This is a genomic window from Armatimonadota bacterium (assembly GCA_017993055.1).
Taxonomy (GTDB): domain Bacteria; phylum Armatimonadota; class UBA5829; order DTJY01; family DTJY01; genus JAGONM01.
In genome coordinates this window covers 1-20,536 of the sequence record JAGONM010000032.1, presented here as the reverse complement: position 1 = coordinate 20,536, position 20,536 = coordinate 1, and the positions used below count along the sequence as shown (strand labels likewise).

19 protein-coding genes are annotated in these 20,536 nt (G+C 62.3%); 10 read left to right on the top strand and 9 right to left on the bottom strand.

Annotation, left to right across the window (positions count from 1 at the left end):
• Positions 1 to 85: 85 nt before the first annotated feature.
• Positions 86 to 898: a ZIP family metal transporter gene (locus tag KBC96_11880; protein ID MBP6965095.1), complete on the bottom strand. Its 813-nt coding sequence runs from the start codon at positions 896 to 898 to the stop codon at positions 86 to 88.
• Positions 899 to 1,038: 140 nt separating this feature from the next.
• Between KBC96_11880 and KBC96_11875 the strand changes: the two genes are divergently transcribed.
• From KBC96_11875 to KBC96_11865, 3 genes are all read left to right on the top strand, one after another.
• Positions 1,039 to 1,620, top strand: coding sequence for a hypothetical protein (locus KBC96_11875; protein ID MBP6965094.1), 582 nt, complete (start codon positions 1,039 to 1,041; stop codon positions 1,618 to 1,620).
• A gap of 79 nt (positions 1,621 to 1,699) precedes the next feature.
• Entirely contained in the window at positions 1,700 to 3,223 is a 1,524-nt protein-coding gene (locus tag KBC96_11870; GenBank protein ID MBP6965093.1) for a right-handed parallel beta-helix repeat-containing protein, read from the top strand.
• 59 nt (positions 3,224 to 3,282) lie between these two features.
• Entirely contained in the window at positions 3,283 to 4,374 is a 1,092-nt protein-coding gene (locus tag KBC96_11865; GenBank protein MBP6965092.1) for a hypothetical protein, read from the top strand.
• 55 nt (positions 4,375 to 4,429) lie between these two features.
• Here KBC96_11865 and KBC96_11860 read toward each other — a convergent pair whose 3' ends face one another.
• Entirely contained in the window at positions 4,430 to 5,188 is a 759-nt protein-coding gene (locus tag KBC96_11860) for a hypothetical protein (protein MBP6965091.1), read from the bottom strand.
• Between the two features lie 20 nt (positions 5,189 to 5,208).
• Positions 5,209 to 5,628: a hypothetical protein gene (locus KBC96_11855; protein ID MBP6965090.1), complete on the bottom strand. Its 420-nt coding sequence runs from the start codon at positions 5,626 to 5,628 to the stop codon at positions 5,209 to 5,211.
• Between the two features lie 193 nt (positions 5,629 to 5,821).
• On the opposite strand from KBC96_11855, the gene KBC96_11850 reads away from it, so the two are divergent.
• Positions 5,822 to 6,559 (top strand): NTP transferase domain-containing protein, encoded by a 738-nt coding sequence (locus KBC96_11850; protein ID MBP6965089.1) that lies wholly within the window; start codon positions 5,822 to 5,824, stop codon positions 6,557 to 6,559.
• Positions 6,560 to 6,572: 13 nt separating this feature from the next.
• On the opposite strand, the gene KBC96_11845 is transcribed toward KBC96_11850, so the two are convergent.
• From KBC96_11845 to KBC96_11830, 4 genes are all read right to left on the bottom strand, one after another.
• On the bottom strand, positions 6,573 to 7,253 hold the full coding sequence (locus tag KBC96_11845) for a glycosyltransferase family 2 protein (protein ID MBP6965088.1): 681 nt from the start codon (positions 7,251 to 7,253) through the stop codon (positions 6,573 to 6,575).
• 31 nt (positions 7,254 to 7,284) lie between these two features.
• Complete coding sequence (locus KBC96_11840) at positions 7,285 to 8,025, bottom strand: M48 family metalloprotease (protein MBP6965087.1); 741 nt, start codon at positions 8,023 to 8,025, stop codon at positions 7,285 to 7,287.
• A 5-nt stretch (positions 8,026 to 8,030) separates the two neighbouring features.
• Entirely contained in the window at positions 8,031 to 8,462 is a 432-nt protein-coding gene (locus tag KBC96_11835) for a hypothetical protein (GenBank protein MBP6965086.1), read from the bottom strand.
• Positions 8,463 to 8,613: 151 nt separating this feature from the next.
• Entirely contained in the window at positions 8,614 to 11,349 is a 2,736-nt protein-coding gene (locus KBC96_11830; GenBank protein ID MBP6965085.1) for an insulinase family protein, read from the bottom strand.
• Between the two features lie 473 nt (positions 11,350 to 11,822).
• Here KBC96_11830 and KBC96_11825 point away from each other — a divergent pair, with 473 nt between their 5' ends.
• The 6 genes from KBC96_11825 (at position 11,823) to KBC96_11800 (ending at position 18,677) form a co-directional block, all read left to right on the top strand.
• Positions 11,823 to 12,623: a G5 domain-containing protein gene (locus tag KBC96_11825; protein ID MBP6965084.1), complete on the top strand. Its 801-nt coding sequence runs from the start codon at positions 11,823 to 11,825 to the stop codon at positions 12,621 to 12,623.
• A gap of 82 nt (positions 12,624 to 12,705) precedes the next feature.
• Entirely contained in the window at positions 12,706 to 13,563 is an 858-nt protein-coding gene (rsmA, locus tag KBC96_11820) for a 16S rRNA (adenine(1518)-N(6)/adenine(1519)-N(6))-dimethyltransferase RsmA (protein MBP6965083.1), read from the top strand.
• Between the two features lie 83 nt (positions 13,564 to 13,646).
• A complete protein-coding gene (ispE, locus tag KBC96_11815; GenBank protein MBP6965082.1) occupies positions 13,647 to 14,549 on the top strand; it encodes a 4-(cytidine 5'-diphospho)-2-C-methyl-D-erythritol kinase in 903 nt (300 codons plus the stop codon).
• Positions 14,542 to 15,306 (top strand): nucleotidyltransferase family protein, encoded by a 765-nt coding sequence (locus tag KBC96_11810; protein ID MBP6965081.1) that lies wholly within the window; start codon positions 14,542 to 14,544, stop codon positions 15,304 to 15,306. The genes ispE and KBC96_11810 overlap by 8 nt, the downstream gene beginning before the upstream one ends.
• Before the next feature lie 37 nt (positions 15,307 to 15,343).
• Positions 15,344 to 17,245 (top strand): 1-deoxy-D-xylulose-5-phosphate synthase, encoded by a 1,902-nt coding sequence (locus tag KBC96_11805; GenBank protein MBP6965080.1) that lies wholly within the window; start codon positions 15,344 to 15,346, stop codon positions 17,243 to 17,245.
• A gap of 55 nt (positions 17,246 to 17,300) precedes the next feature.
• Positions 17,301 to 18,677 carry a sulfatase-like hydrolase/transferase gene (locus tag KBC96_11800; GenBank protein MBP6965079.1) on the top strand — a complete coding sequence of 459 codons (1,377 nt, stop codon included), beginning with the start codon at positions 17,301 to 17,303 and terminating at the stop codon, positions 18,675 to 18,677.
• Here the strand turns inward: KBC96_11800 and KBC96_11795 are convergent.
• The gene (locus KBC96_11795) at positions 18,674 to 19,678 is read right to left on the bottom strand and encodes a bifunctional metallophosphatase/5'-nucleotidase (protein MBP6965078.1); all 1,005 of its coding nucleotides are present in this window, start codon (positions 19,676 to 19,678) and stop codon (positions 18,674 to 18,676) included. The two genes, KBC96_11800 and KBC96_11795, sit on opposite strands and share 4 nt — an antisense overlap.
• 39 nt (positions 19,679 to 19,717) lie before the next feature.
• On the bottom strand, positions 19,718 to 20,404 hold the full coding sequence (locus tag KBC96_11790; GenBank protein ID MBP6965077.1) for a matrixin family metalloprotease: 687 nt from the start codon (positions 20,402 to 20,404) through the stop codon (positions 19,718 to 19,720).
• Between the last annotated feature and the right edge of the window lie 132 nt (positions 20,405 to 20,536).

Below are 20,536 nucleotides of genomic sequence, written 5' to 3'. Positions count from 1 at the left end.
ATACTAAGGTAAAGACTCGGCGCTGTCAACCTGCGCGGTCGCAAGAGGACCGAGAGCGGGGATTCCCGAGGGTGATGGGTGACGATCAGCCGAGCGCCACGTCGAGCACCATCATCAGGGCAAAGCCGATCATCGTACCGACGGACGCGATGTCCGCGTTATGGCCCGACTGCGCCTCAGGGATGATCTCCTCGACGACCACAAAAATCATCGCACCTGCAGCAAAGGCCAGCGCGAACGGAAGCATCCACATCGCGTGCAGGACGGCTGCCGCGCCGATGACGCCGGCGATCGGCTCGACCACTGCCGATAGTTGGCCGTACCAGAAGCTCTTGAACCGCGAGAGCCCCTCTCGGCGCAGCGGCATCGAGATGATCATCCCCTCGGGGAAGTTCTGCAGACCGATGCCTATCGCCAGTGCAACCGCGCCTCCGATCGTCGCGCCCTCGAGACCCGCGGCTGCCGCACCGAATGCCACGCCGACCGCCATACCTTCAGGGAAGTTGTGAATCGTGACCGCGAGAATCAGGAGCAGGCTACGCCGCCATTGCGACTTCAAGCCCTCGGCGGGCTCGTTCGGGTCCTCAGGGTGGATGTGGGGAAGTATCCTGTCCACCGCCGCAAGGACAAGGCCGCCCGAGAGGAAACCGATCGCGGGAGGAAGCCACACCACGAAGCCCAACTGCTCCGACAGGCTGATGGATGGGGCGAGGAGCGACCAGTAGCTCGCGGCGATCATCACGCCCGCCGCAAATCCGAGCATGACGTCCATGAGCCTGTGGTTGACCTCTTTGGCGAAGAACACCCCGGCCGCACCCAGCGCGGTCACGCCCCAGGTGAAGATCGTCGCCAGCAGCGCCTGAACGACCGGATTGAGACCAGTCAGGAACTCGATCAATCGGTATGACCTCCTTGTGCATTATACCCACTGAGGCCACGCTTTTCAGCGCCGGACAGCCCGAGTTGCCGTCGGAACAGAGGAAATGCTCTTGTCAAGCCGAAAATCCGCAGTAGAGGCGCCAACCAAGGAGGATCATATTGAGCACCAATCCGTTCGAGCACTCCACGTATCTGCTCCGAAAGCAGTTCTTCAAGGTCTTCGGAGGATCGTTCAGGATCTACGACCCGATGGGAAACCTGGCGGTCTTCGCCAGTCTCAAGGCTTTCAAGCTCAAGGAGGACATCACCCTCTACCCAGACGAAGCGAAGTCCGGTGAGCTCCTAGCCATCAAGGCGAGAAGCATCCTTGACTGGTCGGCCGCCTACGACGTGTCGGATTCTGTGACCGGCGAGAAGATCGGGACCCTGAAACGCAGGGGCTGGAAGTCGCTGCTGAAGGACGAGTGGGTGATCATGGACGCCGAGGACAATGACATCGGCACGATCAAGGAAGACAGCATGCTGATGGCGGTGCTGCGGAGATTCGCTACCAACTTGATCCCGCAGACGTTCGTCGGCGAGGTCGGCGGCGCGGAGGTATTCAGGTTCAAGCAGCATTTCAACCCGTTCGTCCAGAAGATGACTCTCGACTTTACGCCGGATTTCGCGAGCAAGCTCGACCGGCGCGTTGGAACTGCCGCCGCGATCCTTCTCACCGCCATCGAGGGCCGACAGCAATAGACCGCAGAGGATGGTTAGAATGCTTGCTTACTTGGGCATAATGGTCCTGTAAGACCAAACGCTAGATAGGTAAGCAAGCATGCTTCGAAAGCTCCTCATATCTGCTGTCCTGTGCCTAGTCGGCGCAACAGCGGCTCAGCCGGCTATCTTCTACGTTGACGCCGATGCGCCCGGCCCGACGCACAACGGCTCTTCATGGGCGACCGCATACAGAAGCGTCGGACAGGCGGTCGGCTCAACTCCGGCAGGTTGCGACATCTTCGTCGCTGAGGGCATCTACCGCGAGTCGGTGGCAATCACCAGCAACAAGCGGCTCTACGGCGGATTCCTCGGCCATGAGACATCGCTTGTCCAGCGGATGGCAGGCGCGTTCCGCACAGTGATCGATCCCGGCAGCGCGGGGAGGGGGATTGACGTCGGTTACGGCGTCTACGCAACCATAGACGGGTTCACCATCAGAAACGGCAGGGCAGACAAGGGCGCGGGCATCCGGTGCGGGACCGACACCACCACACAGATTCTCAACTGCCGGATCGAACGCTGCGTGGCGACCCAGTGGGGCGGAGGCATCTACACGGCGCCTTACTCTTACGGCAACATCAACGACTGCATCATCACCGATAACCGGGCGCCGAACGGCGGCGGAACATACGTCGAGTACCACTCGTATCCCGTGCTGAGGAGATGCGTCATCGTCCGCAACCATGCCACCGTCAGCGGAGGCGGTGCTTTCGGGCCGTACCATGCCGGGCCGGACTTCGAGAACTGCACCATTGCGTTCAACAGCGCGGAGGTCAGCGGAGGAGGGGCCTACGACTACTACGGCTCGCCGATGATACTGAACTACTGCATCGTCGCCTTCAACTCCGCTCCGGTCGGCGGAGGCCTCTTCGGCGGCGGCAGCACTTCCGCGCTGACATATTCTCACTGTGACCTGTACGGCAACGAGGGAGGCGACATCGGAGGAGTGATAAGGCCGGCCTCGCCCGCATACGGTAACATATCCGCAGACCCTCTCTTCCTGTTCCCAGGGTCGGACGAGTTCCGGCTCAGAAACGACTCCCCTTGCGCCGGGATCGGTGCGTATCCGCTCGGCCCACCGTACGATCTCGACCGCGTCGGGATCGCCAAGCTGCTTCCGGACGGGACGCAGGTCAGGCTGAACCGCCTGACGGTGACCTGTGTTGACGGCGGGACAGTCTACCTCCAGTCGCCCGACCGCTCGGCGGCAATAACGGTCCAGGGGCTTGTCGGGCGTTCGCCCGGGGACCTGATGGCAAGCGTGACCGGGGTGTTGGGCACGAGTCTCTCAGGCGAGCGGGTACTGACGACCTCCGCATCGGTCGTCCACGCATCCGGGGGCCACTTCCCGAAACCGCTCGGCATGCCGATAAGATCGCTGCCGGCCGCTCTCGGGCTACGCGTCGAGACATGGGGCCGCGTGACCGAGCTCCTCCCGGACGGCTTCACGCTCTTCGACGGCGTCGCGGGTGTGCCCATTCGATGGTCGGGCGCGGTCGCGGACGGAAGCCTGGTCTCCGTCAGAGGAGTCTATACAATCGCCGCGGACCTTCTTGCATCGGAACTGGTCCTTCATCAGTGACTTGACCTCGATCCCGCCCGCTCCTATACTGGCGTCACCACTTGCGAAGAGGCAGAGAAATGAGACTCGCCTGTCTAGCGGCAATGATTCTGATGGCGGGGGGAACGACCATGGGCGCTGATGCAAGGGATCGCGACCTGCGCGACATCGTCGGTTCTACTCACACCGGCGGGAAGTATAACTTCACGGAGAAGGACTTCGTCAACGAAGGCGCGGACAAACTGCTCGCACTCGGCACGCGGGTGATCAAACTCTGGTTTACCGAGCGGTCTGCAAACAGCTACCCGTTCAACTCCGATTGGCCTGAGGTCGGCAGCCTCACCGAACTCGCCCAGACACCCTACTTCCGCAGAGTGTTCGACAAGCCGTTCACGGTCTACATGCTGGAGGCTTTCAGACCGGGGATAGGCGATCAATACCACAAGCGCGGGATGACTCGCGAGGAGATCGCCGCCGAAAAACGCGAGTTCTACGAGCTGACCAAGTACCTGCTCACAACCTACAAGGGCACCGGCAAGACGTTCATCCTCCAGAACTGGGAGGGCGACTGGGTGCTGAGGGACGTGAAGATCGAGAACGAGCCGAAGCCGAAGTCCGTACAGGGGATGATAGACTGGCTCAACGCGCGCCAGGACGGGGTCGAGCAGGCGCGGCGCGAGTTCGGCATGCGCGGCGTCACGGTCGCTCACGCGGCTGAGGTCAACCTGATGGACCTGGCGATGAAGGGTGGAGTCACTGTCGCGAACGACGTGCTCCCGAAGACCCACTGCGACCTGGTTTCGTACTCCGCCTGGGATACCTTGCGCGATCCGGGGAAGTTCCGCGCGGCGCTCGACTACCTCAATGACAAGATGCCGGACAGCAGGCTTTTTGGCTCAGACAACGTTTTCGTCGGCGAATACGGCGCTCCCGAAAACAATGTCGGCGGTCCGGAGAAGCAGTTGGAGATCATCAAGGGCGCCACCGAGACGGCGCTCGACTGGGGGGCGCGGTGGGTCGTCTACTGGGAGCTGTACTGCAACGAGCCCTCGAGGGAATACGAGGGTCGGCCGACGAACACCGACTGCCGGGGCTTCTGGCTCGTCCGACCGGACGGCACCAAAGCCCCGGTATGGAACTACTTCGCGCAACTGATGAGACCAAGGCGATAGGCTGTGAACGGGCCCCATGGGACACGTGCCACCCGTGGGGCCCGCGGAGGTTTCGTCAGAGCTTGATATCTACCAGCGCGTTTACGCTGGTCTGCGGCACGCGGTTGATCTTCTCGACCACGTTCTCGCTCGATACCGGCACGAGGACTCGAGCCCGCACTGCGCCCTGGTAGTCTCCCTCGAGCTGAGCGACGGCCACCACTTCATGCACGCGATCCCTCGGGCCCGTCACCTGAGCGCCGCCGATCCGGATGCCCTTGCCCGCGCTGATGATCGGGACTACCTTCTCGGAGGTCGGTACGGAGGCGGTCACCTCCGCCGTTCCCGCCTTCTCGTCGGGGATGAAGGCGGTGCGGAGGTTTTCAGCCCATCGCTGCGCCAGAACGGCCGGGGTGGTGCCGTTGATCCTGGCGTGCGCAGGGTCGGCCGTCACCAGCATCTGCCCGTCCACCAGCACGACATCCTGCCCGTTCACCTTGCCGGTCGTTATGCTCTCCGGCTTGGTCGCTTCGCCAGTCAGTTCATTGAGCCGTTCGGCCACGACCTGACCGCGCTGCGCGGCTGAGAGTCCCCCGGCGGCAGTCCTGATCCGCAGCAGAACCTTATCGCCCATCAGTACCTCGCCTACCTGAGCGCCGTCTATAGCAGCCTCGCGGGCGAGAGCGGCGGTCACCGCGTAGGCCGGCGATATAAACCTGTCATCGCCGGCGGTCATCCCGTGCAGCAGCACCCCGACCGTGCCGGCGGCTATGATTGTCAGCGCGACTAAGAATCCTGTTCTCGTCAAGAAACTCGAGTGATTGCTGTTCATCATGATCAAACCTCCTCCGGCTTTCAGATGTCGAAATCGAGCAGAGCCGATACGCCTACCCCGCTGACCCGAGACAAGTCGCTGGTCGGCTTCCTCGTTTCTATAGGGATGAGCAGCTTGCCGCGGAAGCTCGATATCGAAGCCTCCAACTGGCCGACGGCCTTGACCTTGTCCACCTGGGCCGGGGTACCGACTACCTGCGCCGCACCCACGAATACCCCCTGGCCGACGGACACGATTGGAACGACTTTTGTCGCGCCCTCCCACTCGACTCCGCGCTGGCCGGCCAGGTTCGTGACGAACTTGTCAATCTGCGGCCCAAACTGGCTGACCACGTAACCGATCCCAAACAACTTCAGAGCCTGCGTGAGCAGGTTGGCGGAGAATGCCGGACTGGTCAGCGTCGCGGTGCACGCGAACACGAGCACCAACGCCAGACACATCACCCTCTGTACCGTCATAGATGTTGCCTCCATTCACATCCTGTGTGGCGCGACAATCCGCGCCGTGCTTCCTTCACTCTAGTACCCGACTTGTGGGTTTGCCAAACAGGACACCTGGAACTTGTCCTGCTCGCGAACGGGAGGCTATAATGAAACCGACTGCTGCTGCAGCCGTCAGTACTGAGGCCGAGCAATGCCGAAACGCACAGTTGCCTTCCAAGCGATAGTCCTCGCGGCGGGGAAGGGTACGAGGATGGGGTCGGACCTGCCCAAGGTGCTGCATCTTCTCTGTGGGCGTCCGATGGTATGCCACGTCCTCGACGCGCTCGAGGCGGTCGGCATCGCAAAGCCGATCATCATCGTCGGCAGGGGCGCCGAACTGGTCGAGCGGACACTCGGCAGAGGATACGCCTATGTACTCCAGGAACAGCAACTCGGCTCCGGACACGCGGTGATGTGCGCGCGCGAAGCGGCGGAAGGTCGGTCGCGGCACATCCTAGTCATGTGTGGGGACAGTCCGCTATTCCGCGCCGAAACCGTGCGCGCGCTGATGGACGCCCACCTGCTGGGGCGCGCGGCCGTCAGCCTGACCTCCGCGACTCTGGACGATCCCACGGGATACGGACGCATCGTCCGGGGCACGGACGGACGGATCACGGGTGTCGTGGAGGAGAAGATGGCGGGAAGACCCGAGAGGGCTATCCGCGAGATCAACGGCGGGTGTTACGCGTTCGACTCCGGCTGGCTGTGGACGAACATCGGACTGATGAGCGAGAACGAGGCCGGGGAAAAATGCCTGACGGAGATGGTGGACATCGCGATCTCGCAGGGTAAGCGCGTGACATCGGCGTCGTGCGACCCGGAAGAGGTTCTTGGAGTGAACACTCCGGAGCAACTCGCGGAAGCAGAACGGATCATGAGCGGACGCTAGCCCGAAGAATACCTCAGCTTCGAACTTCGAGCTTTCGACTCTTGGCTTTCGACCTCCGGCGCCGCGGTATGCACGCGATCCGAAGAATATCCCAGTACATGACGAGCCGGGACAGCGTCCCGGGGATGAATCCTATTTTCTCTTCCTTCATCGGATGGGTCATGCCGAGGAGAGTCACCGGCCTGATCCTGAGGCCGGCCCTGCGCGCATGGCCGGTGATCGCTACCTCGACGCCGTATCGGGTCGCCTCCAGCTCGGGTATGGACAGGAAGTCTTCACGCCGCATGACCCTCTGGCCGGAGATGAATGGGGCGATCACTTGCGCCCAGTCCGTGCGCGGACGACCGCCCTTGAATACGCCGATCGCCATGTCCGCCTCGCCCGAGAGCACGGGAGCCGTGAGGGCCTCGAAGTGATCGGGCGTCATCCCAAGCAGATCGGCGTCCAGGAATGCGATGAACTCGGAGGAAGCCTGCCGGGCACCGGCAACCATCGCTCCGCCCTTCCCCACGTTCTCATTCAACTCGACAACGACGACGCCGTCGAACGACCGAGCGACCTCGCACGTATCGTCGGTCGAGCCGTCGCTCACCACGATGATCTCGTCAACCTCGCGGGAGCGCAGAAGGACGCCCAGCACCCCGCGCAGGCGCTCTCCCTCGTTGTAAGCCGGAATCACGGCCGTCAGCGACAACTGCTTCTCCCTCTGGTAGGCGACACGAACTCTACGGCCGGACCGCACCTGACTTTAACTTAGCCAGATATTCGTTGGCCCTCTTGATGCGCTCCGAGTTCACCGGGTGAGTCCGGAACATCTGCTCGAACTTGGAAGGGTTGCTCTTTGCGCGCCCCTCCAGTACCGCAAAGAAGCCGATCAGGCCCTCAGGGGCGTACTGTTTCGACTGGAACGTGTAGTTCACGCCCAGCTTGTCGGCCTCGAACTCATGCTCCCGGCTCCAACTGAGCAGGCTCAGGTTGGCAAAGAGGCCTGCCCACTGCTGGGTGTCACCTCGGGTGAGCGTCTGCACAAGTACGCCCGCAAACACCTGGCGGCCGATCATGTCAGCATGGTGCCGGGCCGCGACGTGTCCTATCTCATGCGCTATGACTCCTGCGAGTTGGTCGGGTTCGTTCTTGGTAGCGTCAATCAGACCTTTGTAGACGTAGATCCAACCGCCGGGGAGAGACACCGCGTTGACTTCGTCGTGGTCAAGGATCTTGAAGGTGTACTGTATATCCTGGCGTTTGGAATATCGGACCAGGTTCTGGCCCATTCCGGTCACCAGTCGGTTCAACTGCGGATCCTTGTTGACGGGATGCTCTTTCTCGATCTTCGCCGCCGCCTCCTTGCCGATCTCGACTTCCTCGCTGGTGCTGATGATATTCTGCGGCTTGCAACCGGCGGTAAGCGACATCGCGACCGCCAGGAGCAGAGCGAGAGCGGCGATATGCCTGCGTCTGAGCATTGGGATCATCCTCCTTTGTTATCGGTAACTTTCGGTTTCTCGGTAACGCCCTGCCACATGCGCTCCAGGGCATCACCAGCGTCCTTGAGAGTCTTCTGAAGCTGGTTCGCGGCATCTTTCGAAGACTTGTCGGTGGTGTCCCCGGCGCTCTTCATCAACTGCAGGCTCCGATCCATTTCGGTCTTCGCCTTCCGGAATTCCCCGCTCGCGATGTGTTTTCGCGCCAGGTCGGCATGCCTGCGGGCCTGCTGGAGCTTTTCCACCGCTCCACGGGCAGGAGCATCGTTGCCGCCGTGCAGCGCCGCTACCCGATCCATCAGGTCGCTCACCTCAGCGCGAAGCACACGAATCTGCCAGGCGTTGTAGACAGTGAGTCCCATCAGGGCCAGGATGAAGAGAGTGAAGAGGAACGAGCGCGTACGGGCGCGCGCGGCCATGGTTAACCTCCGATCAGATGACTGCTATGAGTTTTACCAGTTATCTCGAACTTGTAAACGAGTTTCTCGGTTCGGGGTGCAGCTCCGACACAAACGTCCGTACATGAGACGGCATCGGAGAAACACCTGTACTTCCTCGTCTATTATACACTCATTCAAGCGTTCCCGCCTGCACAAGAGTGTAGCGCTCCGGGTGAAGGTACTTCCTCGCCGCCGCGTTTACCTGCTCCACGGTGACCGCGCGATAGAGGCTCTGGTACTCGCGCAGGTAGTCCATTCCCAGGCCGTAGAACTCCGCGCCGTGAAGGGTCGCCGCGATCGCGCTGCTGGTCTCGAGGCGGCGGGCCGGGAAAGAGCCGGCGATGTAGTCCACAGCCTCTCGTACCTCCTGCTTCGTAGCACCCTTCTCCTGCATCAGCTTCATCTGCTCGACGAGCGCGGTGACAGCCTTGTCGAGGTTCTGCGGATTCGTGCCGAGGTATGAGTGCCACGACCCGGCACCGAGCTGCGCCTCAAAAGCGCTGTATACGTTGTAGACGAGCCCCATCTGATCGCGAATCACGTCACCCATCCGGCTGCCGAGCGCGCCTCCTCCGCCCAGTATGTGGTTCATGACCGTCGCGGCGTAGAAGTCAGCGTCGGTCCGCTTGAGTCCGCCCGAGTATCCGAGCACGACGTCCACCTGGGTCTTGTCCGGCACCCGGATGACGTCCTTCACAACCTGGCCCTGGATCGGAGCCTCGGGAATCTCGACCTTCACCGCGGGACCAGTCGGTTTCCAGTCGCCGAAGTACTGCCTGATCTTGGCCAGCGCCGTCTGCTCATCGGCGTCGCCGACCACCACGATAATCGCGGTCTGCGGGCCGTAGTACTTCTCGTAGAACGAGACGATGTCATTCCGGCTGATCGCGGAGGTGTTCGCCGCCTCTTCCTCCAGAGACAGTTGGTGGTACGGATGCCCTCTCGGGAACACCATGCCGTAGAAGCGACGGAACGCAAGCGACTGCGGGTCGTCCTGCTGCTGCTTCAGGCCGGAAAGCCGCCGGGCCTTGATCTTCTGAAGTTCTTCGTCCGGGAAGACCGGGTTCCGGAGCACGTCCGACAGGAGTTCGAGCGACTTGTCGAAGTGCTTGGCGAGCGAGTACGTGCTGAAGCTCATAGACTCGGTATCAGCGCCGGCGCTCATGCGGATGCCGAGGAAGTCTCTCTCGGACGCCAGTTGGTCGGCAGTGCGCGACTTTGTGCCCTTCACGAGCAGACCGGCGGTCAGCGCGGCGACACCGCTCTTGCCCTCGGGGTCGAACATCGCGCCGGCGTTCAGGCTTCCGGTCACGCCGATGGTCGCGTTGCTCCGGTTCGGGTAGAAGATAGCGACCACGCCGTTCTCGAGCACCAACCGGGTCGGAGCTACCGCGGATTTCGGGCTTGGGATATGGGACTTGGCAGGAGCCGCGCCAATACCCCCTCGCCCCTTGGGGGAGAGAGTTGGGGTGAGCGGTGAATCCGCCGGCCGGTAGGCCGGCACCCGCACCCTGAGTCCGTCCTGCTCCGCGCCAACTTCTGACTCCTGACTTCTGACTCCAGGCTCTGCAGGAACAAACTTTACCACCGTCCGGTTTTCTGCCGTCAGGTACTTCCTCGCCGCGCGCGAGACGTCTTCCCTGCTGACCTTACGCAGGTTCGGCAGGTACTCGTCCAGGTACTTCCAGGAGTACATCGTCTCGAAGTTGCCGAGCATCCTCGCCTGGTTCGAGACGCTGTCGTTCCCGTAGACGAACGATGCCTCGATCAGGTTGACGGCCTTTTGAAGTTCCTGATCGGTAATCCCCTCGGACTTGATTTTCTCGACCTCCGCCAGCAGCGCCGACTCGACATCTTCGATCTTCACGCCGTCGCGCGCCGTTCCGCCGAGCAGGAAGAGGTCCGGGTCCCGGCTGACGGTGTTGCTCGCCCACGCTTCGGTCGCAAGCTGCTTGTCCACGAGCGCCCTGTAAAGGCGGCTGCTCATCCCCTCGCTAAGCGCGATCTCCAGCACGTCGAGCGGATAGACATCCGGGCTGCCGATCGCCGGGTTGTGGAAGCCCATCATTACCCGGTAGGCGTTCCCGGCCTTGGTGGCGACGGCGCGCCGCTCGCCGAACTGGACCGGCTCCCGCGAGGTGACCTGCGGCACATCGGGGCCCTTTTTGATCTTGCCGAAATACTTGTTCACGAGGGCCAGCGCCTTCTCGGTCTCGAAGTCGCCGACGATCACCACAGTCGCGTTATTCGGCTTGTAGAAAGTCTTGTAGTAGGCATAGAGGTCGTCTCGGCTGACCGTCTGTACGTCGTGCGTCCAGCCGATCGTCGGCCATTGGTATGGGTGCGCCTTGAACGCGTTCGCGTAGAGCTCGTAGTAGATCAGCGAGTCGGGGTTGCCCTCGTCGCCCTCGAGTTCCGAGCGCACGACGGTCACCTCCGCGGCAAACTCCTTCGGGTCGATCAGGCTGTTCACCATGCGGTCGGACTCGATGCGCATCGCAAGCTCGAGTTTGTCGCTGGAGAGGGTCTCATAGTAGAAGGTGAAGTCCTTCCAGGTGGCGGCGTTGCTCAGCCCTCCGTTGCTCTGGATCAGCTTGTCTATCTCGCCCTTCTTGAGCGACTTCGTGCCCTTGAACTGCATATGCTCCAGGAGGTGAGACAGGCCGGTCTTGCCGAGCTGCTCGTTCCGCGAGCCGACCCTGTACCAGACCTGGAAGCTCACCACCGGCGCGGCGTGGACTTCCTTCGTGAGCACCTTCAGCCCGTTTGGCAGGACGGCCTCACGCACTTCAGGCTGCTGCGCCGACGCGACCGCCGAGAACAGCATCAGCAAAACGACGGACAGGTGAACGCTCCGGCATCTCATGGTCTTCTTCCCTCACTCGGCTGATCTATGGAGTGCCGAGGCCATTATACACGAACCAGGCGGTCTTCGCAGCCCGCGTTACACATACCCGCGGCCGGGCGACCTGCAGATGCGCAATAATATGCCCATAATGAAGGAGAGCGGCGGGCGCCGAGAGACTGACCGGCGGCCGTCAATCCATGGCAAGGGACTCGACTATCCTCACAACTCATCGCGGCTGTTGACTTAGCCGACGACTTGTGGTACACTCAGACGGCTGTCGGATCGCCGACACACAATATCCACAAGTCAGCAGCAGATACAGCCTTTTCCACAGGCCCGTTCGACGCCGGATGTCACCCGACACGGAAACACGGCGTCCAGTTTTCCAGGTATTGCTCCGAGAGGCAATGTTTCGTCCGGGCCTCATTGTGGGTATTTCGACCGCCGAGGGGGGCGATATTTTGACTTTTGACAACAAAGGTAAGACGAAATTGCGCATAGCGATCGCGGCTCTGCTCGCCGCGCTGATGGTCCTGTGCATCGTAGTGACCGCTCAGAGCCAGAGCGGACCCGCCGTCACCGTCACGATCATCGCGGACGGTCAGGAGTGGGAGTATGTCTCCACTCAGGCTACGGTCGGCGGAATCCTGAAGGAGGCGGGTGTCTCATTCGGGAAGCTCGACCGATGCAGCCATAAGATGGATGTGAAGCCTACCCCGAGCATGACCATCCGCATCACCAGAGTCACCACGAAGACCGTAGTCCAGACCAAACCGATCGCTCTCAAGACCACTTACCGATACGACGTCAGGCACCGCGGAGAGGATTCCGTGATCCAGACCGGCGAGGCGGGCGAGAAGGAAATCAAACTGCTGGTCTACTACAAGGACGGGGCTCAGTCTTCCTGCCGGGTAGTTGACACCAGGATCACCAGGCAACCGAAGGATCAGATCGTCGTAACTTCCCAGGGTGCGAGCCTGGCGTCGCGCGGAGGCGCCAGAGTCAGGACGCTGCGAATGATGGCAACGGCATACGAGCCCGGCCCACGGAGTTGCGGACGCTATGCGACTGGGCGAACGGCCACCGGAATGAGGGCCGGAAGGGGGGTCGCAGCCGTAGACCCGCGAGTCATCCCTCTTGGGACGAAGCTTTATGTGGAGGGCTACGGTTACTGCGTCGCGGCGGATACCGGCGGCGCGATAAAGGGCAACAAGATTGACCTTTGTTACGACACCTACGGCGAAGCAATCCGCTTCGGGCGCAGGTACGTGACCGTGCACATCCTGAAGTGAGCGCTGGACGGATGGGGATGGACCCTATACGAACCGCACTTTCCGGGCCGGAGTCGTACTCCGGCCCGCTCTGCATCCAGCCATGACCATTGACCTCACATCGCCCGCGCAACTGAAGGACCTCCTGAACCGCCACGGCTTCCACGCGCGGAAGCGATTCGGCCAGAACTTTCTGGTGGATCGAAACATCGTCAACCGGGTGCTGGATGCCTCCGACATCCGACCGGGCGACGCCGTGATCGAGATCGGCCCCGGCGCCGGTACGCTAACCGAGGGGATAGCCGAGCGCGGAGCGAAGGTTCTCGCGATCGAAATAGACCGGAAGCTCGTCCCGATCTTGGACGAGGTCACGGCCAGCCATCCGAACATCGAGATAGTGAACGCGGACTTCCTTGGCCTTGACCTTCCCGGATTCCTCGAAGAGAGATTCGACGGCGAGAGAGTGAAGGTCATCGGCAACCTTCCGTACTACGTTACCAGCCCGATAATCGCCCGGATAATTGAATCTCGCGAGCAGATCGAGCGTTCGATCCTGATGGTCCAGCAAGAGGTCGCCGACCGACTGCAGGCGTCACCGGGATCGAGGGACTACGGCTCGATGAGCATCTTCGTGCAGTTCCATGCCGAGGTCGAGACGGTGGCCCATGTGTCGAGGAACGTCTTCCTTCCTCCTCCCGATGTTTCGAGCGCTATCGTGCGCCTGACGCCGAGGACGCGACCGGCGGTAGAGGTGCCGAGCGAGACAGCCTTCTTCGACGTCGTCCACTGCGCGTTCGGCAAGCGGCGGAAGACCCTGCTCAACAGTCTCTCGGATTGCCCGGCGCTCGGCCTCTCCAAGGAAGAGGTCGCTCGCGTACTGAACCAAGCGGGGATTGACCCCGCGCTTCGCGCGGAGCGGCTATCGCTCGAGGACTTCGCGACGATCGCAAGGGCACTCTGACACTTATGTCCCACCCGCGGTTTGACATTTCACGCGTGTAAACGTATACTGAACCAGTGGATTTGGACGGCAAATCGGTTGTTGTGCGGTCATTCGCCAAGGTCAACCTGACCCTGGACGTGCTCGGGAAACGGCCTGACGGCTACCACGCCATCGAGAGCGTCATGCAGACCGTCAGCCTGCATGACACAGTCTCGCTCTCCCTTGGAGGCTCTTCTGGCATACGGCTTACCTGCGATACGGACGGCATACCGACGGACGCCCGCAACCTGGCGCATCGGGCGGCGTCGGCGGTCTTCGAGGCGAGCGGAGTGTCGCCGGGACTGGAGATCGCAATCGAGAAACGGATTCCCGCCGAGGCCGGGCTGGGCGGGGGAAGCAGCAACGCTGCGGCCGTACTGAGAGGTCTTGGCCTACTACTGGAGTTGAGCCGGGACGATGTCTTCGGTCTTGCGGCGCAGGTCGGCTCTGACGTGCCGTTCTTCATGGTCGGCGGCACGGCGCAGGTTTCCGGCCGAGGAGAATACGTGCATGCTCTGCCAGAGGTTCCCGAGATGTGGATCGTGGTCGTCAAGCCTCCGTTCGGCATTTCGACGCCGTGGGCTTACCGCAGGCTCGATGAAGTGCGGGCGGCAGGCGGTCAACCGACACCGGACAGCGAACGAGGGACGGCATCAATGCGTATGGTAGAGTGTGTCCGGTCCGGGTCTCCGGTCTCCGGTCTGCACTCTCTGGTCCATAACGATCTCGAACCACCAGCCATGGAGCAGCACCCCGATATAGCCGAGATGAGAGACGCCCTGAGAGAATCCGGCGCTCGGGCGGCGCTGTTGTGCGGGAGCGGCTCTGCGGTGTTCGGTCTTTTCGAGGACGAGTCGCAGGCGCGGAGTGCCGAGTGCGATCTGTCCGACAGGTCGGACGCATCCGGGAGTGCGGTTTTCGTCGCCCGGACGGTCGGCCGCGAGGAGGCACTGGATATTGACTAGCCCCAACGGCAGCCTGCCCGCGATCGTCCTTGCCGGAGCACCCGCCGAACCGGACATGGCGGAGATGCACGGAATCGTCAACAGGGCGGACTTGCCGATCGCCGGGCGGACGATGATCCAGCGCATCGTTGACGCGCTGATCGCTTCCGCGAATGTCGGGGAGATCGTCGTGATCGGCGATGCGGCATGCTCCGGAGATTTGAAGCGAATCGAGTCGCGAGGGTCACTGATTGACAACCTGATCGCGGGCGCCGAGACCTGCGCCGAGGCCGCTCGCATGCTGGTCTGCACGTCGGACATCCCTGCGGCGACGGCTGAGACGATAGACGATTTCGTCGGGCGGTGCGCCGACTACGACGCGGATTTCTTCTACCCGATCGTGACGAAAGAAGACAGCGAGCGGCGCTTCCCGGGAGTAAAGCGCACCTACGCGAAGATGGCGGAGGGAACCTTCACCGGGGGAAACATCATGCTGTTCAGCAGGCGCTTCATTCTGGAGAACGGCGACACGATCCGGAGCGTCGCGCAGAATCGGAAGAGCATCGTCGGGCTAGCGAGATTGCTCGGAATCGGCGTGCTGCTGAGAGTGGTACTCGCGCAGGCTGTCTGGCCTGGAGCAATCACCCTTGCGGATCTCGAGAAGGTCGCCGGCAGAATACTCGGCGCGCGGATCAAGGCCGTGACCACGCCAATGGCGGAGATTGCGGCGGACGTTGACAACCTCGAGCAGGCAGCGGACATCGAACGATGCATGTGACTGCAACCCACTGCCGCGACAGGAACGTTGTATCTGAATGACCAGACTCATCGAACGGATTCAGTATCCGGCGGACCTGAAGGTGTTGACCGCCGAAGAACTAAGGCAGCTCGCCGAGGAAATACGCGAGCGGATAGTCCAGGTCGTCTCCAGGACGGGAGGCCACCTCGCCTCGAGCCTCGGCGCTGTGGATCTCACGATAGCCCTGCACTCGGTATACGAATCACCGAAGGACCGGATCATCTGGGACGTGGGCCATCAGGCATATGCCCACAAGATGCTCACCGGCCGGTGCGCCTGCTTCGACAGCCTCAGGCAGTACGAGGGCATAAGCGGGTTCCCGCGGCGGTCGGAGAGCCTGCACGACGCCTTCGGCGCGGGACACTCGAGTACTTCGATCTCGGCGGCGCTCGGATTCGCCAAGGCGCGCGACCTCAGAGGCACGGACGAGAAGATCGTGGCGGTGATCGGCGACGGCGCACTAACCGGCGGCCAGGCGATGGAGGCGTTCAACAACGCGGGCCAGCTCGGCTCGAAGATGCTGGTCATCTTGAACGACAACGAGATGTCAATCTCACCGAACGTCGGCGCGCTGGCGATGCACCTGAGCAAGCTCCGCGCCCTGCCCCTCTACCGCAGGGTCGAGGACCGCGCAAAGAGCGTCGTCGAGAACCTGCCGGTAGGCGGCAGGACTCTCTCGCGCACCGCCGAGGGAATCCTGCACGGCGTCACGAGGCTGATCGGCTCGGAAACCGGCGTCATCTTCGAGGAGATGGGATTCACTTACCTCGGACCGATAGACGGGCACGACATCGGGCTGATGATGGAGATACTGAGCGCCGCGAAGACGATGGACGGCCCCGTCATGGTACACGTCCTCACCACGAAAGGCAAAGGCTACGAACACGCGGAAAAGGACTCGCGCCTCTGGCACGGCACCCCGCCTTTCGAGATCACGAACGGAGAGGCTCAGCCCTCGTCGGGCGATCAGACTTACACGAGCGCATTTTCCGACGCGCTGATCGAGCTGGCCACCGCTGACGAACGCATAGTCGCCGTCACCGCAGCCATGCCGGACGGCACGGGCTTGAGTTCATTCGCGGAGCAGTTCCCGGATCGGTTCTTTGATGTGGGCATCGCCGAGCCCCATGCGGTCACCTTCGCGGCTGGACTCGCGGCGGCGGGCATGAGGCCGGTCGTGGCCGTGTACTCCACCTTCCTCCAGCGCGCGTATGATCAGGTGCTGCATGATGTCTGCCTGCAGAGACTGCCCGTGGTCTTCGCGATTGACCGCGCTGGACTGGTTGGCGAGGACGGCCCGACCCACCACGGCGTCTTCGACCTCTCGTACCTGCGCCACATGCCGAACCTCACGATCGCCGCCCCGTCCGATCCGGTGGAACTCCGGGCGATGCTGGTACTGGCCCTGGAGCATCCCGGACCTGTCGCGATTCGATACCCTCGGGGGTCAAACCCGATGCTCCCGAGCCATGACGACGTCAGCGGGCTGGCGCTCGGGCTATCCGAAGTGATCGGCGACGGGGATGACGTCTGCATCGTGGCGATCGGTTCCATGGTGCATCCAGCGCTGAAGGCGCGAGAGATACTCCGCGAGTCAGGCACATCGGCGGCTCTGGTGAACGCCCGGTACGCAAAACCACTCGACTCCGAGGTGATCACCCGATTCGCACGCAAGTGCCGCAGGCTGGTCGTCGTCGAGGAGAACTCCGCGAGCGGAGGATTCGGCTCGGCAGTGATGGAACTGCTCGCTGAGGCAGGCGTCAACGATGTGGAGATACGCCTTATCGGCCTGCCAGACGAGTTCGCGGTCCACGGCAAGATATCGGTCCTGCGGGAACATTACGGGCTCGACGCGGAGCATATCGCCGCAGTCGCCGCCGAAGCGACAGCAACTGCTTCACGGCTGGCTTCATCCTAAGACGGCGGCCAGGGATGATCACATGGACGGTCGGAGGTGCGAGATGTCCGATGCAATGACCAGGCGCGATTTCCTGAGAGGCTCCCTGGCAGGAGCTGCCTGCCTCGGATTGTGCGGGTTGCCTCTCCCGGCGTACGGGGCGAAGAAACCGAACGTCGTGATAATCTTCTGCGACGATCTCGGTTACCAGGACGTCGGCTGCTTCGGATCGCCGAACATCAAGACCCCGAAACTCGATCAGATGGCGACAGAGGGCATGAGATTCACCAGCTTCTACTCAGCCGCACCCGTCTGCACACCGAGCCGGGCTGCGCTCCTGACGGGCTGCTATCCGCAGCGAGTCAACCTCCCACAAGTGATCAACTACAGCCACAGTATCGGCATCAGTTCGAAGGAGATCACTCTGGCTGAACTGCTCAGGGGTGAGGGATACGCCACGGCGTGCATCGGGAAATGGCACCTCGGGTGGCAGAAGGAGTTCCTGCCGACCAGACACGGTTTCGACTACTACTACGGCCTTCCGTACAGCAACGACATGAAGTACGGCGACGACAAGGTGCCGCTGATCCGCGGCGAAGAGATCATCGAGCAGCCCGCCGTGCTCGAGACGCTCACCGAGCGGTACACCGACGAGGCGATCAGGTTCATCAGGAAGCACAGCGATGAACCGTTCTTCCTCTACCTGCCCCACACTTTCCCGCACACCCCGCTCGCCGCGTCGGAGGAGTTCCTCGGCAAGTCCAGAGGCGGCCTCTACGGCGACGTGGTCGAGTGCATTGACTGGAGCGCCGGCCGGATCATGGAGACGCTAAAGGAACTGGGACTCGACGACAACACGCTGGTCGTATTCACCTCGGACAACGGGCCGTGGCTCGTCAAGGGCAAGGACGGTGGAAGCGCGCTACCGCTTCGGAGCGGTAAGGGCACTACATGGGAAGGCGGGATGCGCGAGCCGACGATCATGCGCTGGCCGGGACGAATCCCAGCGGGAACGACATGCTCCGAGATGGCGACGACGATGGACCTCCTGCCCACCATCGCCGCACTTGCGGGAACAAAGGCTCCGACCGACCGCATCGTTGACGGCAAGGACATCCGGCCCTTGATGATGGGCGAGCCGGGCGCTGCGTCGCCTCACGAAGCTTTCTACTACTACCGCGCGGACGAACTCCAGGCGGTGAGGTCCGGCAAGTGGAAGCTGGTTCTCGAGCACATTGACCGCCCCGGCAAGACCGACGTGCCTCAGGCGCTATACGACCTGGAGAAGGACATCGGGGAAACCACCGACGTCTCTGCGAAGTACCCGAGCATCGTGAAGCGCCTGGAAACGCTCGCCCGGAAGTGCCGCGAGGACCTCGGAGATGCCCTCACCGGCGCGGTCGGCAGGAACCGGCGGCCGTGCGGGCAGGTGAAGCAGGCCCCCGCAGGCTAAGGGCTCGCCGAAGGAATGCGCGCCTCGAAGTCCGCTATGATGCCGGCGACTTCGGGATCACTCTTGGTCGAGGCGTCAATAGTCACCAGATCGCCCCTGCAGCTCATCAGCGTGTAACGTCCATCGTGCGACGACCGGCGGAATATCAACCGGGTACGGCCGACGTGCAGGCCGTGCAGGCCGGCCTGGACGACGGGCACCGCACCGAGCGAGAAGGCCGTTCGTTCACCGACGGTCACCATTCGCGGAACAGACAGCTTCGTGTGCGTGTGCCCGCCGAAGATCGCATCTATCCCCGGAACTTCTCCAGCCAACTTCGCGTCCTCGTTCACACCGAGGTGGCTCAACACCACCACTATATCGGCCTGACGCCTCAGTTCGGGTATCAGCCTTGCGGCAGTCTCCGTCGCGTTGATGATCGTCAGTCCAAGCTCGCTCGCGGCCACGTAGCGTTTGTCGGTGCGTATGATGTCGTTCGTCAGTCCGAGGAACGCCACACGCACACCGCCAATCTCCCTGATGATGTATGGAGGAAGCCACGTCTCCCCGGTCTCGACGTCTACCAGGTTGGCGGCGATCCAGGGAAAACGCGACCGGCTGTAGTTGCGCACCGTGTCGGGGGAGTGCCACTCGAACTCATGGTTGCCCGGCACCATGACGGTATAGCACATCGCGTTCATCGCGGCCACGGTTGACTCACCGCGGAACGCCTTCGGAAGCGCTGTGTGGCCGTGGGCCGTATCACCGGAGTCAACGAGTACGACGGGTGTCTTCATGTCGGCCCGGGTGCGCTTGACCACGCCGGCGATTCGGGCCATCCCTCCCGCGTCGCGGATCGGCGCAGCGTTCCTGGAAGCGTCTCCGGGAAACGTGAAGGGCACATCGTGGGCATGCAGATCGTTGGTGCTGAGGAACGTGACCTCGAAGTACGCCGGCTTCTCGGCCGACGCAGCGCAAGAAACCAGCAGCAGCGCCGCCAGGAGTATGCACCCGTATCTCACCGACCACCTCAGTTGCTCCTGCCCGAAGCGGGCGGAGGTCTACTCTATCACGCCGTGCGCGAGCGGCCCCGGCGAACCAACGACTTCCTGACCAACCAGGGCGCGGCCGAAGTAGCTCGAGTACGCGGTCTTGAGGGTGTTCATGTCGCGCAGGCCCACAGAGTTGGGCGAACCGAACGTGTGCGTCAGGTACATGAGGTCGTCCGGATTCATGCTGTGGCCGCCTATGCCGAGCGCGTGTCCGAGTTCGTGTGCGATGATCGCCTGTATATCCTCGGCGGCGATGGGATCGCCCCTCCTGTCCCAGAGCGCGATCTGGACGGTCGCATCGCTCATCTCGCCGGTGCTAGGGTAGTAGTGGAAGGAGGTCCGCCCCCATGTAGTGCCTCCGAGCGCGACCTGGCTGACGAATGTGACCGAGACATCGGCACTGGACGACGAAGAGAGGATTCTGATCATCTCCCGCTCGCCATTCCATTCGGCGGCGGCCCATCTGTAGAGATCCGCGTCGGAGCCGAATATCGCAGCCCAGGCGACCGGCAGTTCAAAATGAACCGTCATCGGCAGGTCGCCCCAGTGGTAGAGGCGTCCGTCGAGATCGGCGACGTAGTTCGGAACGAACAGAGTCGCGTCTATGACCCAACCATCGGTGTTCGTGCCGCCGCATCCCGCGAGAAGCGCCAGGACGACGAGAAGAAGCAAGTACCGAGTCATGCGTGAGGTCAACGAGAGCCTCCCTGGGTATCCGGTCGCACCGTTGCGTCAAGGCAACATGCCTTCGAACACAGTCTACCATGGGAGACCCGCGAGGTCAAACGTTGAGCGCAGGCGCGGCGGGATGCTCGCAGAGTCAGGCCC